17 protein-coding genes are annotated in these 16,147 nt (G+C 60.1%); 14 read left to right on the forward strand and 3 right to left on the reverse strand.

The window, feature by feature from the left end:
• Positions 1-123 precede the first annotated feature (123 nt).
• Positions 124-1,362 (reverse strand): 1-acyl-sn-glycerol-3-phosphate acyltransferase, encoded by a 1,239-nt coding sequence (locus tag BC360_RS32990; protein WP_274533945.1) that lies wholly within the window; start codon positions 1,360-1,362, stop codon positions 124-126.
• Positions 1,363-1,366: 4 nt separating this feature from the next.
• On the reverse strand, positions 1,367-2,782 hold the full coding sequence (locus BC360_RS32805; protein ID WP_274533946.1) for an AMP-binding protein: 1,416 nt from the start codon (positions 2,780-2,782) through the stop codon (positions 1,367-1,369).
• 545 nt (positions 2,783-3,327) lie between these two features.
• On the opposite strand from BC360_RS32805, the gene BC360_RS21795 reads away from it, so the two are divergent.
• The 10 genes from BC360_RS21795 (at position 3,328) to BC360_RS21840 (ending at position 11,254) form a co-directional block, all read left to right on the forward strand.
• The gene (locus tag BC360_RS21795; RefSeq protein ID WP_244512845.1) at positions 3,328-4,476 is read left to right on the forward strand and encodes an ABC transporter substrate-binding protein; all 1,149 of its coding nucleotides are present in this window, start codon (positions 3,328-3,330) and stop codon (positions 4,474-4,476) included.
• A 25-nt stretch (positions 4,477-4,501) separates the two neighbouring features.
• Positions 4,502-5,479, forward strand: a complete 978-nt coding sequence (locus tag BC360_RS21800; protein WP_065796897.1) for a YVTN family beta-propeller repeat protein — start codon at positions 4,502-4,504, stop codon at positions 5,477-5,479.
• 37 nt (positions 5,480-5,516) lie between these two features.
• Positions 5,517-5,999 carry a hypothetical protein gene (locus BC360_RS21805; RefSeq protein ID WP_065796906.1) on the forward strand — a complete coding sequence of 161 codons (483 nt, stop codon included), beginning with the start codon at positions 5,517-5,519 and terminating at the stop codon, positions 5,997-5,999.
• 43 nt (positions 6,000-6,042) lie between these two features.
• Entirely contained in the window at positions 6,043-6,831 is a 789-nt protein-coding gene (locus BC360_RS21810) for an ABC transporter ATP-binding protein (RefSeq protein WP_065796907.1), read from the forward strand.
• Positions 6,828-7,700, forward strand: coding sequence for an ABC transporter permease (locus BC360_RS21815; RefSeq protein ID WP_065796898.1), 873 nt, complete (start codon positions 6,828-6,830; stop codon positions 7,698-7,700). The genes BC360_RS21810 and BC360_RS21815 overlap by 4 nt, the downstream gene beginning before the upstream one ends.
• Complete coding sequence (locus BC360_RS21820) at positions 7,700-8,326, forward strand: hypothetical protein (RefSeq protein ID WP_083222680.1); 627 nt, start codon at positions 7,700-7,702, stop codon at positions 8,324-8,326. The genes BC360_RS21815 and BC360_RS21820 overlap by 1 nt, the downstream gene beginning before the upstream one ends.
• Positions 8,327-8,485: 159 nt before the next feature.
• On the forward strand, positions 8,486-8,695 hold the full coding sequence (locus BC360_RS21825) for a hypothetical protein (protein ID WP_065783917.1): 210 nt from the start codon (positions 8,486-8,488) through the stop codon (positions 8,693-8,695).
• Between the two features lie 135 nt (positions 8,696-8,830).
• Positions 8,831-9,721, forward strand: a complete 891-nt coding sequence (locus BC360_RS21830) for an ABC transporter substrate-binding protein (RefSeq protein ID WP_244512834.1) — start codon at positions 8,831-8,833, stop codon at positions 9,719-9,721.
• Positions 9,722-9,798: 77 nt separating this feature from the next.
• The gene (locus BC360_RS21835; protein WP_413813762.1) at positions 9,799-10,545 is read left to right on the forward strand and encodes an ABC transporter permease; all 747 of its coding nucleotides are present in this window, start codon (positions 9,799-9,801) and stop codon (positions 10,543-10,545) included.
• Complete coding sequence (locus BC360_RS21840; RefSeq protein ID WP_065796901.1) at positions 10,514-11,254, forward strand: ABC transporter ATP-binding protein; 741 nt, start codon at positions 10,514-10,516, stop codon at positions 11,252-11,254. Before BC360_RS21835 ends, BC360_RS21840 begins: the two co-directional genes overlap by 32 nt.
• A gap of 74 nt (positions 11,255-11,328) precedes the next feature.
• Here BC360_RS21840 and BC360_RS32420 read toward each other — a convergent pair whose 3' ends face one another.
• The gene (locus tag BC360_RS32420; RefSeq protein WP_244512838.1) at positions 11,329-11,673 is read right to left on the reverse strand and encodes a hypothetical protein; all 345 of its coding nucleotides are present in this window, start codon (positions 11,671-11,673) and stop codon (positions 11,329-11,331) included.
• Positions 11,674-12,124: 451 nt separating this feature from the next.
• Between BC360_RS32420 and BC360_RS21850 the strand changes: the two genes are divergently transcribed.
• The 4 genes from BC360_RS21850 to BC360_RS21865 form a co-directional block, all read left to right on the forward strand.
• Positions 12,125-14,008, forward strand: a complete 1,884-nt coding sequence (locus BC360_RS21850) for a methanol/ethanol family PQQ-dependent dehydrogenase (protein ID WP_065796909.1) — start codon at positions 12,125-12,127, stop codon at positions 14,006-14,008.
• A 164-nt stretch (positions 14,009-14,172) separates the two neighbouring features.
• Complete coding sequence (locus BC360_RS21855; protein WP_065783939.1) at positions 14,173-14,697, forward strand: c-type cytochrome, methanol metabolism-related; 525 nt, start codon at positions 14,173-14,175, stop codon at positions 14,695-14,697.
• 46 nt (positions 14,698-14,743) lie between these two features.
• Positions 14,744-15,556: a quinoprotein dehydrogenase-associated putative ABC transporter substrate-binding protein gene (locus tag BC360_RS21860; protein WP_244512841.1), complete on the forward strand. Its 813-nt coding sequence runs from the start codon at positions 14,744-14,746 to the stop codon at positions 15,554-15,556.
• Between the two features lie 141 nt (positions 15,557-15,697).
• The coding region (locus tag BC360_RS21865) for an alcohol dehydrogenase catalytic domain-containing protein (RefSeq protein WP_153045836.1) at positions 15,698-16,147 on the forward strand (450 nt) is incomplete at its 3' end.

A 16,147-nucleotide genomic window follows, 5' to 3' on the forward strand; every position in this document is an offset into this window, starting at 1 on the left:
CCAGTTCCTTCAGATCGGGTTCCCCGCAGCGAGCCAACATGATGTCGCGCACCGCATGTCGCACCTTGATCAGGGCACTGAAATCCGAACCCTCTGGCTGCACCGGCTCTGTAATTTCGACGCTCAGCGACGCGCGTCTGGGGAACCATTGACCGCCGCGCAGCATCGCTCGCGTCCCATGGATGACGCCAGGCAGGATGGTGAGACCCGCTTCGGCTGCCACCTTGAACGCGCCAAGATAGAAGCCTGAAAGACCCACCGCCGCGTGAACGTACCCTCCGGGAAGAAGGCCAGTATGCGGCCTTGCCGCGCCAGGGCGATCAGCGCCGCTGCATCCGCGAGACTGCCAAAGACGTCGTAGCGCTCGACGAACGGAACCCCTAGGCGCCGCAGGAGCAGACCTGCTATCAAGCGCCCGGTCAGTTCCCTCTTGGCGACGAAAGCAGGCTCGCCCGGGAGCACCGCTGAAAGGACGAGGGCGTCAGTGTAGCTGGAATGATTGAAGACCAGGATCGCGCCCCGCTTCGGGATGCGGCCGATGCCGGTGGTTGTAAGGCGCACGCCCATCGCGGCGAGAGCCGAGCGGGAAATGCCTCTGACGGCAGACCATCGCCAGGCAAGGCGCGGGAGAATCAGCACGGCGATGCACCCGAGCAGGAACGCGCTGCCCAGCACCAGCCACCACCAGCCCGCATAGAGGATCTCGGTCGACAGCCGTACCACCCGCCTCGCCCGCGCGAAGGCTCCGGCCAGCACCAGGCGCAGCACTTGCTGCCAGACGTCGCGTCGGGCCGCGCCGATATGCCCGCTCTCGTAGAGTTCCTTGGCCGCGCTGCGGCGGATCTTGCCGCTCGATGTCTTCGGAACCGCGTGCCGCGGCGCCAGAATAATATCGTCGGGCGGCGTTCCGGCGATATCGGTCACGACCTCGAGTATGCGTGCGTGCAGCGTCGCCCGAGCATCCGGCTCCGTCTCGCGCGTCTCGGCCAGAACGACAATGCGCTCGGTGCCAGAGGCCTGATCCGTGGTGCCGAACACCGCGACACCGCCCTTGCGGATTCCGGGAATCGTTCCGATCGCCTCCTCGACTTCCTGCGGATAGAGATGGCGGCCGGCGCGGATGATGATGTCCTTCACGCGGCCGGTGACGAACACGTCCCCTGCCGCCATATAGGCGCGATCCCCGCTGTCGAGCCAGCCGTCACGAAAGAGTTCACGGGTCTTCGTCGTATTGCGGAAATAGCCGCTCGTGGTGGAGGGGCCGCGAAATTCGAGCCTTCCTTCCCTGCGCTCACCCAGTTCGTGGCCCGCCTCGTCGACGATCCGGATCTCGTGGCCCGGTAGCGGCTGCCCGCAGGCCACGATTTCAAGCGGCCTCGGATATTCGGATGTCGCCGGCGCCGCAATGCCAGCGGAGCTCAGCCGGGCGCGGTCGACACGCTCGATGACGGGCGGGCGCCCGAGCGGGGGGAAAAGCGAGACCGACCGAACTCTCGGCGAGGCCATAGACGGGAGCCATCGCCTGAGTCGAAAGACCGTAGCGGCCAAATCGCGCAATGAAGCGGCGCAGGGTCTGCGCGCTTACTGGCTCGGCACCGTTCGCCACCACCCGCAACGAGCTGAGGTCGAGCCCGGCGAGATCCGCTTCGTCGATCTTGTTCAGGCACAATTCGAAGCCGAAGTTGGGAGAGGCGGAAAAGGTGGCCCGAAATCGGTGGATCGCCCACAGCCAGGTTTCCGGCCGCACGAGGAAGCTCAGCGGCGACATGGCGTAGAGCGGCGTGGCATAGTGGAGGCACCCCAGCCACGCACCGATGAGCCCCATGTCGTGATAGAGCGGCAGCCAACTAACGAAGACGTCGTCCGAGCTCGCCTGTATGACCCCACCCATGGCGCGGATATTGGCAAGAAGGTTGGCGTGAGTGAGTAAGACGCCCTTCGGGTCGCCGGTGCTGCCGGACGTGTACTGGATGAGGGCGGTGGAATTGGCATCCGCGAACCGGGGCAGGTCCATGTCCGGTGCCGATTTCTCGATATCCTCGACGCTTTCGACCGCGTTCAATGTCTCCACCAGCGCGGCGAACAGGCCTGCGAGCCGCCGTCCCTCCGGCATCGTGACCAGCAGGCACGCGCCGACGTTGCGCAGGATGCCGGTCTGCCGGCGCAGGTGGTCCTCGAGCTGCGACAGCCTCGATGGTGGGTAGATGGGGACAGGAACGGCGCCAGCATAAAGAATGCCGAAGAAAGCGACGAAGAAATCGATGCTGGTCGGCAGCATCAGGGCGACCCGTGCCCCAGGCTCGACGTCGCGGGCAATCAGGCCGCACGCAAACTTGCGCGCTCTTGCTGCGAGTTCTCCGTAGGTGAGATTGCCGAGACTCGTCGCCTCGTCTTGCAGCACCGTCACATGTGTCCGGTCGCCATGCCGCGCGGCATGCCATTCGAGGACTTCGACGAGCGTCCGCGCATCTGTAGCAGCGGGAACGGAAAGAAGTAAGGGAGCCAGTTTCCTTTCAGGAGCGAGACGCTCCCGCGCCGGCCCGGCTTGCTCCAGCGCGTGAAGGAGATCGCCGACCGTTTCGGCCTCGCCGATGGCCCGCGCGAGTAATCTTACGTGGAATGCACGCTCGATCCGCAGGATCAGTTCGGTCCTGCTGAGACTGTCGATCCCCAAATCGCGCTCGATCCTGCTCGACGGGATGACGTTGATGAACCTGGCGCGCTGGGGATGCAGTTCGCGCACGAGGTCCTCGACGACCTCGATCAGATCACGCGCGCGCAATTCCCGCACCCATGACGGGCAAATCCGACTGCTCAAATTGCTTCAAATGGACGAAGGAGTGGATTCGGTAACGTCTGTTGCCAATACCGATTAAACCCTCGGCCACCCGTTATTCTCTATACCGGTCGCGTCGGCAGTCAAGGGAATTTGACGGCCTCATCGACGCCCCGTGGACATGGAGAACACGCTTTGCCAAGTCCACCCCGATCATCGTATCCTCAATTCGCCGTCCTTTCCGCTTTGTGGCTCATTGACCACATGCTTCATGGTACTTTCGCCATCAGGAAGGGCGGCAACCATCCCATCTGCCAGGCGATGTTAGTGGGCGAACGTAACGTCTTCCCAATTTCCGGTTGAAATCAGGGATATCTCGGTTAAACTGTTTGAGGCACCGAGGAATTACACAAATCCGACTGACGTCGGAGAGGGTGTATTTCGTCGATCAAGTGGGATGTGCGGTGCTCTATGCCCTCATACTCGTTGTCTCTGCTCTGCTTTGGGCTACAAGCCTCTCCAGCGCCGTTGCGCAGGAGCCTTCAAACGCGCTGTCCGATAAGACGGCGAAGGCCGAGCCGGTTTCGGAGATCAAGTTAGGCTACCTTCGTGCCTATGCACCCCAGCTCGCCCTTTCGGTGCTGGACGTGCCGCCGCGTGACGAAGGTGTCGCGGGAGCGAAGGTAGCTGTCGGCGACAACAACACGACCGGTACCTTCCTTGGGCAGAAGTTCACGCTCGATGTGTCCGAAGTGAGGCCCGACGCCGACGTCGTGCCGGCCTTCAATGACATGGTGTCGAAGGGTGCCCTCTACATTCTCGCAGATCTTTCCGCCACGCAGCTTCTGTCGATTGCCGATCTCGCTCGCGACAAGGGCGTCCTGATCTTGAACGTTGGCGCCACGGACGACCGTCTGCGCGAGGAGGAATGCAGCGCGAACACCTTTCACACGGCGCCAACGCGCACCATGCTCGCCGACGGGCTGGCACAATATCTGATCTGGAAGCAGTGGCGCCGGTGGGTGCTGATCTACGGTTCTCATGAGCCCGACAAGCTGTTCGCCGATGCGCTCCGTCGCGCCGCCACGCGTTTTGGCGGCGAGATTGTCGCGGAAAAGGAGTTCACCGACACCGGCACGGCGCGGCGGACGGATACCGGTGTGGTTCAGATCCAACGACAGATGCCCGTCTTCACACAGGGGTTTCCCGATCACGATGTGATGCTCGTGGCAGACGAAAGCGAGGTTTTCGGAACCTATGTGCCGTTCCGGACCTGGATGCCGCGGCCGGTGGCTGGAACCGCCGGTCTGATACCTTCCGCGTGGCACCCGGCCAGCGAGCAATGGGGCGGCACGCAGATACAGAACCGTTTCGCCAAGGCTAATGGCCGACGAATGTTGTCGAAAGACATGGCCGCTTGGACGGCAGCCAGGATTATCGGCGAGGCTGCCACGCGCACGCAAAGCGCGGATCCCGAAGAACTCGCAGACTTCATTCGCGCCGATGATTTCTCGATTGCAGCTTTCAAGGGGCAGAAGCTGACCTTCCGGAAATGGAACTGGCAATTGCGCCAGCCCATCTTTCTTGGAGACGGCCGTTCCGTCGTATCGACCTCACCCCAGGAAGGATTCCTGCATCAGTTCTCCGAACTCGACACGCTCGGGATCGATCAGCCCGAGACGCGATGTGTGTTGAAATAGCTTCAAAAAACAGGGAGAGAACCAGATGTTCCGACGACTGACGTTTCTTTCGGCCGGATTTGTTGTGGCTGCAGGTATCTGTTCCCCCGCATTCGCCTACATGGTCTATGTCTCCAACGAGAAGGACAACACGGTATCCGTGGTCGATTCGACCACGAAGGAGGTGGTCCGGACGATCGATGTCGGCCAGCGGCCGCGCGGCATTACGATTTCGCACGACGGTAAATTCATCTACCTGTGCGCAAGCGACGACGACACGATCGAAATCATCGATACGGCCACTTACGAAATTGTCGGATCGCTGCCATCCGGACCGGACCCCGAACTGTTCGTCCTCTCCCCTGATGGCAAGACGCTCTACGTCGCCAATGAAGACGACAATCTGGTCACCGTCATCGACCTTGAAAGCAGACATGTGCGGGCGGAGGTGCCGGTCGGCGTCGAACCCGAGGGAATGGGCATCAGCCCGGACGGGAAGTCGATGGTCAATACCTCGGAAACGACCAACATGGCACACTTCATCGATACCGAAACCAACGAGATCACCCACAATGTCCTCGTTGATGCCCGACCACGGTTCGCGGAGTTCAAGCCCGACAACTCGGAGGTCTGGGTCAGCGCCGAAATCGGCGGCACTGTCTCCGTTATCGACAATGCGAGCCGTGAGATAAAGCACAAGATCACCTTCGAGATTCCCGGCTTGCGCTCAGAATCGATCCAGCCGGTCGGCGTGCGTATCACGGCCGACGGCACGAAGGCCTATGTGGCGCTCGGCCCCGCCAACCGCGTGGCTGTGGTCAATGCCAAGACTTACGAGGTTGAAAAATACGTGCTTGTCGGGCAGCGGGTCTGGCAGCTCGCGTTCACGCCCGATCAGAAGTCGATCATCAGCACCAACGGAGTTTCCAACGATATCACTTTCATCGACGTGGCTACCGATGAACCAATTCAATCCGTGACCGTCGGGGCGTTGCCCTGGGGTGTGGTCGTGAGCCCGAACTGAGGTGTTGGACAAAAGCTCGCTTGCGAAGGAGGAGGACATGCAGAGATATCGGAAATTCGCACTAGCGGCGTTTCTCGGAATAGCCTTGTCAGTGACGCCCAGCGCCGGGCAAGATGCAGATGATGATGACGACGCAGTGCCGTCACCGACCTCAGTTCCCGAGCGGGTGACGCGGGCCAGCAAGGATGTCCCCGAACTGGTCCTCGGATCGGCTGCCGACAGTTTCGCCGTCAACCAGAAGGATTTTGAACTGATCGCCGGACAGGGCTACCGTTGGAAAATCACCTCGGCGGCCGGCTTGGAGTATAAATTTGCAACGGACCTTTTCCGCAATGTCTGGATGAACCAGATCGTCATCGACGATCTTGAGGTTCACATGAACGGTGCGCCTGCATGGCTAGAGTTCGACTCGGCAGGCACCATGCAGGTGCAGTTCACAACGGTTCGACCAGGCAACTACACCTGGTCCGTTCCAGACCTCGCCGACAAAGGCATGAAGGGAACGATCACCATCAAATAGGCCGGGATGCGGACTATCCATGCTGTTCGCCCAGGAGGACGCCATGCAGGATGTGAAGTCGAATGATGAAGTGAGTGTGCCTCCCGCACTCGACGTGTCGGCGGTCGGTCATTGCTTTGGCCGGAAGCAGGTCCTGTCCGACATTTCTTTTTCAATAGCGCCCGGCCACTTTACCGTCTTGCTCGGCCTCAATGGGGCCGGCAAGACGACGCTGTTTTCGTTGATCAGCCACCTCTACGACACGCGCCAAGGGGCAATCCACATCTTCGGCCATGATATCAGCAGGGAACCGGGGGAGGCGCTTCGCCGACTTGGTATCGTCTTTCAGGCGCGTACATTGGATCTCGATCTCAGCGTCTACCAGAACCTTTCTTACCATGCCTCCTTGCATGGCATCGGCCATGCACAGGCCCTGGAACGGATCAGGACATTACTTGCGCAGGTCAATATGAGCGACCGGCTCTATGATAAGGCGCGCAGCCTTTCCGGCGGACAAATGCGGCGCATCGAAATTGCCCGGGCTCTGTTGCATCGGCCGCCGCTGTTGCTGCTCGACGAGGCGACCGTGGGGCTGGACATCCAGTCGCGTGCCGAGATCCTCGCCATGATCCGCGACCTTGTGGTCACCGATGGCATCAGCGTTTTCTGGGCGACCCACCTGATCGACGAGGTCGAGAGTAACGATGATGTGGTCGTCCTCGACAAGGGAAGGGTGCTTGCGCAGGGCAGGGTGTCAGATGTCGTACGCTCGGCTGGTTCGGACAACATTCGCCAGGCGTTCGCATCCTTGACGGGGCTGGTTTCGGTTTTACCCGAGGGCGCCTGCCTATGACGCCGCAGACTGTTCCAAGTGCTATTCCAACCGATCTTGCCTCGGGACGCGGCTTCAAGGTCCGTCAGTATTCAATTTGCTTGAAGGGTATCCTTTTTCGAGAAAGCCTTCGTTTTCTTAACCAGCGTGAGCGTTTCATCTCGTCGCTCGTTCGTCCGCTCCTATGGCTGTTCGTGTTTGCCGCAGGTTTCCGTCAGGTACTGGGCGTCTCGATCATTCCGCCCTACAAGACCTACGTGCTGTACGAGGTCTATATCACGCCCGGCCTGTGCGGCATGATACTACTGTTCAGCGGTATGCAGTCTTCGCTTTCGATGGTCTATGATCGGGAGATGGGAAACATGCGTACCCTGCTGGTCAGTCCGTTTCCACGCTGGTTCCTGCTCGTCTCCAAGCTGTTAGCCGGCGTGGCGGTATCGACCATGCAAGTCTATGCTTTTCTGGTCATTGCCTTGTTCTGGGGCGTCAGGCCACCATGGGTCGGCTATTTGCTGATCCTTCCCGCCTTGTTCTTGTCAGGGATGATGCTGTGCTCGCTCGGCATGCTCTTGTCGTCGATAATCAAGCAACTGGAGAATTTCGCGGGGATCATGAACTTCGTGATCTTTCCGATGTATTTTGCCTCTCCCGCGCTCTATCCGCTCTGGCGCATCCAGGAATCGAGTCCGCTTCTCCACAAGATCTGTCTTGCAAACCCGTTCACCTATGCGGTCGAACTAATCCGCTTCGCCCTTTATGGGCAGATTGATTGGGGATCACTGATGATCGTGACTGCGTTCACCGCACTGTTTCTGGGCGGTGCGATCCTCGCCTATAATCCATCAAACGGTTTTCTCCGGCGCAGGCAGATCACAGGAGGGAATGCCTGATGCGGTGGCTGTCCCTGATACTCCTCCCCGTGGTGGCCGCTGCAAACCTCGCATGGCCCGCCTTGGCCGCCCAGGGCGACGACCCGGACTGGCCGTGTATCCAGCGCAAGGTTCCGAAGCTTTCGCTCGGCCAGGTTTGGAATGGCGCGGAACTGCAGGCGGCGACCGCCGACTGGTCCAAGGATGCGACCATTTCTGCTTTGGTTGTGGAACTGTCGGCGCGCCGCGTGCCGCTGCCAGAGGCGCAGCAAAAGATCAGCAGGTATGCGGAAGGCCTGCCGAAGGGCGAAAGGGAGCAGCGCATGACCATGCTCGTTCGGGGGCTCTTTGATCATATGAACCGGGAACGCTCTGAGGTTATTTCCGGCATTGCACGCTACGCCCGCGGCCAGAGGGACATGGCGGCACGCCTACGGCAGGAGGCTTCCGCAGTGGATGCCTTGCGCGCTAAACCCGATGCCGACCTGAACGAGCTTGCGCTGCGGAATGATCGGCTCGTGTTTCAGACACGCATTTTTCAGGAGCGCGCGCAATCGCTGAGCTTTGTCTGCGAGGTGCCTACGCTGATCGAGCAGCGCTTGTATGCTCTGGCCAAGACGATTGCGCAAATGCTGGAAGCCAGATGAGCCTAGTCTGGCGGAGTAATTGACGCTCGTCTATCGCGCGCGTATTCTCGTCATCGGCTTTCCGTCAGGGCACCTTGTGAAGGCTAGCTGTCGGACCGGCATGCCAAGCACGCCAGTCACCGTTGCTTCTGTGCGAGTTCGCGCAGGGAAAGGTGCGGAATGAACCTCGTCGATCTCGCCCTGACCGTCTGCGTGCTGGCCAACCCTGCCAATTGCCGCACTGAGCACCTGTATTTCGAGAGCCGCGGCTCGCTTGTCCAATGCATGACGCTGGCACCGGCTGAGATCGCGAAGTGGTCCGAGGACCATCCGGCGCTGAAGGTCGTGCGATGGAAGTGTTTGTTCCCCGACAAGGGTCGGGAAATTTGACGTCGCTGCAAACGTTTGTTGGGAGGTGGCATCATGAACATATCGCGGCGCGCGCTTTGCCTGACGGTTTTGATGGCTGCTGCAAATCCTCGTGGCTTTCATGTCTTGGCAAACCCATCCGCTCCGAAGATACGGGTGGGTGTTCTCAAGTTCGGAACGGTGAACTGGGAACTCGACACCATCAAGCACAATAAATTCGACGCGGCCAACGGCATCGACGTGGAAGTCGTCTATTTCGCTGGGGAAGATGCCACCAACGTGGCCATGCTGGCAGGCGACCTCGACATCATCGTTTCCGATTGGTTGTGGGTGTCGCGCCAGCGTTCGCAGGGCGAGGATCTCACGCTTGCACCTTACTCGACCGCGGTTGGCGCCATCATGGTCAAGCAGGACGCGCCAATTCGAGGCATTCCCGACCTCGTGGGGAAGAAGATCGGCGTGGCCGGCGGATCGCTCGACAAGAGCTGGCTTCTGATCCAGGGGCTTTCCCAGCGTGACAATGGGATTGATTTGACCAAGGAGAGCGAGATCGTTTTTGGCGCTCCGCCACTGTTATCGGAAAAGGCTGCTTCGGGTGAACTCGATGCGGTGTTGAATTTCTGGCATTTCTGCGCGCGGCTGGAGGCGAGCGGCTTTCGCCGCCTGATTGGAGCCGAAGATGCAATCAAGGCACTCGGGGCATCGGGACCCGTCTCGGCGCTGGGCTATGTATTCCACGAAAAATGGGCGAACGAAAACCCGGATGTGGCGATGAGCTTCGTCAAGGCAAGTGCGGCGGCCAAGAGACTTCTGGCTCAATCCGACGCTGAATGGCAGCGTTTGGCACCTGTAGTGCGAGCCGAGGGCAGGGAACTCGAGGTGCTGCGGGATCGCTATCGCGAAGGCATTCCAAACCGGCCTCTCGCCGACGAGGAACGCGATGCCGCCAAGCTGTACGAAATCCTTGCCGACCTCGGCGGGGAGAAGCTCGTCGGCGCGGCGCGGCAAATGGCTCCCGGGACGTTCTGGGCTGCGTTGAAGACATGATGGCAAAACACGGATCGGAAAAACGCGATCGTGCTGGCCTACGCACATGGAGCGCCTCTCACAGTGTTCGATCCGCGTTGCCGGCCGCAACGAGCTTGGCATCGCTGCTTGGACTAGGCCTGCTCTGGGGCATGGTCGCCGGGATGTGGCCGAGCCGCGCTCTTCCGCCACCGCTCGAGGTCTGGCGGGTGCTTCTCAAGGAGGCGGCGAGCGGTGACCTTGTCTATCATCTGGCAATGACGCTCTGGCGGGTCGCGGCCGCATATGCTGTCGCCATGATCGTCGGATCGGTCATCGGCGTCCTCCTCGGCAGGCATCGGCGGGCGGATTCCTTCTTCAATCCATGGCTTGTGCTCTTTCTCAATCTCCCGGCGCTGGTCGTTATCGTTCTCGCTTACATTTGGTTCGGCCTGACAGAGGCTGCTGCGATCGGCGCCGTTGCGATCAATAAGATACCCAATGTCATCGTCACCATGCGCGAGGGTGCGCGTGCGCTCGATCATCGTTACGCGGAAATGGCCACGGTCTACCGGCTGGGGCAGCTTGACTATGTCCGCCACATCCTGATGCCACAGTTGCAGCCCTATTTCGCGGTTGCCTCGCGCTCCGGCATCGCGCTGATCTGGAAGATCGTGCTCGTCGTTGAGCTGCTCGGCCGTTCAAACGGTGTCGGCTTCCAGATCTATCTCTACTTCCAGATATTCGATGTTGCCGCCATCCTTGCCTACACACTGGCCTTCGTGGCTATCATGCTGTTGATCGAACTCTTTTTGGTGCAGCCACTTGAGCGACATGCAACCCGCTGGCGTCGCCGCTCCGCTTAAAGTCGATATTAGCGAAAAAACGTTCCGATCGGCTGAGGGCGTTACGATTGTCGCATTGCGCGGACTTTCCTTCGAGGTGCGGCAGGGCGAATTTGCCTGTCTGCTGGGCCCGTCGGGCTGCGGCAAGACCACGACCTTGCGAATCCTGCTGGGTCTCGACCGGCAATTTTCGGGCAGTTATCAATTGCCCGAAGGCGGCTCCAACCGCGTCGCTGCGGTCTTTCAGGAGCCGGTGCTTCTCCCCTGGCGGACGGTGGAGCAAAACGTCCGCCTTGCTCTGTCTGCTCGCCTCAGGCACAAGGATCTGGACCGGCTGTTCGAAATTCTGGGGCTCTCCTCAATGCGGTCGCTCTATCCGTCGGAGCTTTCGCTTGGCCTTGCGCGCCGCGCCGCCCTTGCACGGGCCTTCGCCACGGAACCCGCGATTCTTTTTCTGGACGAGCCTTTCACTTCGCTCGACGAACGGACTGCCGACAGATTGCGCCGTCTTTTGATGGCGGTGTGGGCCGCCAGGCCCACCACCGCCTTGATGGTGACCCACAATCTGCGCGAGGCCCTTCTGCTTGCCGATCGCATCATCGTGCTGTCACCGCGCCCGGCGCAGGTGCTGGGCATCTTCGAAGTGGGCCTCTCACGCCATTTGCGTGACGCGCCGGCGCTCGACAATCTCGTTTCGGATTTTCACAAGACGTTTGCGGACGCGGTATGATCGCGCTCCAAACCACAGGGGCCATCAACTGATGGCGAGGGGCAATCGGAGGGGTGGCTCTTGGTTTTCGAGGATCAGAAGCACCGCACCTCTGCTTCGGCCTGCGCTCGTCTCAGTTCGGCGACGGCGGAATTCGCCGGCGCGCTCTGCCGGAACAGGACCCCTCTTTCGCCTGTCTGAAGTCCCAGGCTTCTGAACGTCTCTGCCGCCTCATAGCGCTCGTAGGGCAGGATCGAGGCTATGACGTCGATAGAGCAAGAACAGTTCTCGAGTGCAGCCCGTGTCTCGCCGTTGGCTTTCATGCAGCCATACACATAGTCGACGACTGCGACCGTCGGGTAGCCTCCGGCTGCCGACGCTGTCGCAGCACACGCGAACACGGCGAGGAAGGCGATCACGTCTAGGTTACCAGTGGTCACAATGAAATCTCCCGTAGGCATTGATGCGTTGGACAGGAGTCACGTTAATCTGATTGGAGCTATGTATTATTATAGTAATTGTCCGGGCTAAGCAAATCTAATTCCCGCAAACATCAGTAGTACATGTATTGCGCAGGAGCATTTTTTGTTGTTGCGTTGCGCGCAGATCGTATATTTAATCTTGCGCTAATCGGTCCGATCGCCTATTCTGCCGGCAGTTTACGGCTTCAAGCCTTGTGTCTTGGGAGCGTGAGGGCGGGCAATAACGGTGCCCTCTGCCCATCCAAATGAACCCGTGAGACGCTGAAGCAAGCAGATATCCCACGACGAGCATGACATAGCTTGGGCTGGCCTTTGTGGTCTCCCGAGGAGTGTGACGATGTGCCTCGGGTCCCTATCGACGTCGGGAGGAATCCGCATGCGCATACTTGGAAAATTCCTATATCTGCCGATGACCGCCGCTGGAGTTCTGACAGGAGTTCTGACAGGGGCTCTTGCTGGAAATGCGTTGGCCAATGACGAGCTGGCGGCCCTTTCGGCCGACGCGAAGAACTGGGCGATGCCTACAGGCGACTATGCCAATCACCGCTATTCCAAACTCAATCAGATCACGAAGGACAACGTGAAGGACCTGCAGGTCAAATGGACCTTCTCGACGGGTGTGCTGCGTGGTCATGAGGGCGGACCGCTTGTGATCGGCGACGTCATGTACGTCCATACGCCGTTTCCCAACAACGTCTATGCCCTTGATCTCAACAACGACGGCAAGATCCTCTGGAAATACGAGCCAAAGCAGGATCCGAACGTCATAGGCATCATGTGCTGTGACACGGTCTATCGTGGCGTCGCCTATGGCGATGGCAAGATAATCCTGAACCAGGCGGACACGACGGTCGTTGCCCTCGACGCCAAGACCGGTAAGGTCGTCTGGTCTGTGAAGAACGGAGAACAGACCGATGGCAGCAAGGCCGAGTCCAGCACGGGTGCTCCAATGGTCGTCAAGGACAAGGTGCTGGTCGGTATATCGGGTGCGGAATTTGGTGTCCGCGGCTGGATGGCGGCGTACAATCTGAAAGACGGGTCGCTCGCCTGGAAAGCCTATTCGACTGGCCCCGACGCCGAAATGCTCGTCGAGCCCGAAAAGACCACCCATCTCGGAAAACCCGTCGGACCTGACTCTGGTATAAAGAGCTGGGAAGGCGAGGAGTGGAAGACCGGCGGCGGCACGACATGGGGGTGGTACTCCTATGATCCGAAGCTCAACCTGATCTATTATGGCACGGCTAATCCGGGGACCTGGAACCCCGTGCAGCGGCCGGGCGACAATCGCTGGTCGATGACCCTGATGGCGCGCGACGTCGATACCGGTATGGCCAAGTGGCTATATCAAATGACCCCGCACGACGAGTGGGATTATGACGGCGTCAACGAGAACATTCTCGTCGATGCGATGCAGATCAACGGTCAGCCCCGTGACGTGCTCGTGCATTTCGACCGCAACGGCTTTGCCTATACCCTCGACCGGGCGACGGGAGAGCTTCTGGTTGCCAAGAAATACGATCCGAAGGTCAACTGGGCGACTGAAGTCGTCATGGATCCGGCGAGTGAGCAGTATGGTCGGCCGCAGGTCGTAGCGAAATACTCCACCGAACAGAACGGCGAGGACGTGAATTCGACGGGGATCTGCCCTGCGGCCCTCGGCACGAAGGATCAGCAGCCGGCCGCGTATTCACCAAAGACCGGCTTGTTCTACGTGCCGACAAACCACGTTTGCATGGACTATGAGCCCTACAAGGTCAGCTATACGGCTGGTCAAGCTTATGTCGGTGCGACCGTTTCGATGTTTCCGGCCCCGGACAGCCATGGCGGCATGGGGAACTTCATTGCCTGGGATGCTGCCAAAGGCGAGATCGTCTGGTCGAAGCCCGAGAAGTTCTCGGTCTGGTCCGGTGCCCTCGCGACGGAAGGCGACGTGCTCTTCTATGGAACTCTGGAAGGCTACATCGTGGCAGTCGATATGGAGGGTAAGGAACTCTACCGGTTCAAGACACCATCCGGCATTATCGGCAATATCAATACCTACGAACATGGCGGCAAGCAGTATATCGCCGTCCTGTCGGGTGTTGGTGGCTGGGCCGGGATTGGACTGGCTGGCGGGCTGCTTTCTCCCGAGAACGCTGCCGCCTGGCATGGTGCGGTAGACCAGGGCCGTGCGCAGGGTGATGAAGCCCAAGTTGTCGGCACCGCGGGTCTGGGCGCAGTCGGTGGCTATGCCGCTCTGGCGGAATACACGACGCTCGGAGGGCAACTGACAGTATTCGGTCTTCCGGACTGATGACCTGGTGAAGGGCGGTAGGGCTGCGTCTCCGGCGCAGCCCCATCTGCTATCGACCGCCCGAAGCAATGATCGCTTGCGCAGTCCGCATCCATCGTTCGTCTTAATCCGGATGGGCCTGCTGAAGCATCGCGCTCCGGGTTTCCAAAGCGTGGGGTTTTTTGATGGCTTTTCGTAGTTCAGTACTAGCGCTAGGCGCCGTGTTCCCGCTGTTTATTGCAGGAAATACCCCCGCCGCAGACGACCAGGAAAAGGCCGCGGCTGTCACAGAAGAAGACGGGAAACACTTCGATGCTGAGGGAAACCCGACGTTCAAGTTTCAAAACGACGGGACGGTCGATTGGTACACGTTCAGCGGTTACCGTCGCTATCACTCGGACTGTCATGTCTGTCACGGCCCCGACGGCGTCGGCTCTAGTTATGCCCCTTCCTTGGCCACGACCATGAAGAACCTGGACTATCCCAATTTCCTCGCGATCGTTGCGGAGGGACGCAAGAGCGTCGTCGGCGGCAAAGAGACGGTCATGCCGGCCTTCGGCAACAATAAGAATGTCTATTGCTACCTCGACGACATCTACGTCTATCTGCGCTCCCGCGCCGTCGGCGCTGCGCCGCGAGGGCGTCCGCCCAAGAAGGCGGACAAACCCGAAGGGGCGAAGGCCTACGAAGCATCCTGCATGGGTGGATGACATGGCACACGGCGCCCATCGGACCTGCAGGGTGGCCCTCATCTCCATGGCCACGTTGATCCCTTTGCAGGCGTATTCCCAGAGCGCCGGGCTCGGGGCGGCTGGAGAGTTGGTTGATCCGGATAGGCTGCGGGTCTGCGCCGACCCGTCCAACATACCCTTCTCCGACCAGAGCGGCGAGGGATTCGAGGATAAGCTCGCCAAAATGGTCGCAACCGCGACAGGACGAAGCGCAGTCGCCTATACTTGGTATCCCTCCATCCCTGGCTTTGTGCGCAATACGCTCGGCGCCAATCGCTGCGACATCATCATGGGGTATGCGCAAGGAGACGAACTCGTCCAGAATACCAACGCTTATTATCGCTCATCCTACGTGCTGATTTACAAGAAAGATGGCGATCTTGCCGGTGTGGAAACGCTGGCTGATCCAAAGCTCGCCGACAAGAGGATCGGCGTCGTCCAGGGAACGCCACCCACCGCCAACATGGCGGTTGCAAAACTGATGCGGAAGGCGAAGATCTATCCGCTCATAGTCGATACGCGGATAACGCCGTCGATGGCGGAAGTCATGATCCGGGACATGCTGGCAGGTGTAATCGACGCCGCCGCGATCTGGGGGCCTATGGCGGGTTATTACGCCCGCAAATCCGGGGCCGATCTGGCGATCGTGCCCCTGACTAAGGAGAAGGGCGGTCAGCGCATGATCTATCGGATCACGATGGGTGTGCGGCCGTCCGACCAACAATGGAAACGCACGCTCAACGCCTTCATCAAAGACAACCAGGCGGAGATCAACAAGCTGCTGCTGTCCTACCATGTGCCGCTGCTCGACGAACACGACGAGAGGATCACTCAGTGACGTAGCTCGGGATGACGGGAGACTTGGGATACCGGGTGGTCATCCGCACCCGGCAACTGCCGTGGTTGGGTTGCATCTTGTCGGGGCTTGTCCTGACGAACCGGCCCACGACGGAGATAATGTTCAAAGGAGGATGGAGACATGGACGTACGCGCCGCCGTTGCCGTTCAGGCCGGCAAGCCGCTGGAAGTGATGACCGTTCAGCTCGAAGGCCCAAGGGCCGGCGAGGTGCTGATCGAGGTCAAGGCGACCGGCATCTGCCACACCGACGATTTCACGCTGTCGGGCGCCGACCCCGAAGGTCTGTTCCCGGCGATCCTCGGCCATGAGGGTGCCGGCGTCGTCGTCGATGTCGGCCCGGGCGTCACCTCGGTCAAGAAGGGCGACCACGTCATCCCGCTCTATACGCCGGAATGCCGCGCCTGCCCGTCGTGCCTGTCGCGCAAGACCAACCTGTGCACGGCGATCCGTGCGACCCAGGGCCAGGGGCTGATGCCGGACGGCACCTCGCGCTTTTCGATCGGCAAGGACAAGATCCATCACTACATGGGCTGCTCCACCTTCGCCAACTACACCGTGCTGCCGGAGATC

The organism is Ensifer sp. LC163 (genome assembly GCF_001695855.1).
Lineage (GTDB): Bacteria > Pseudomonadota > Alphaproteobacteria > Rhizobiales > Rhizobiaceae > Ensifer.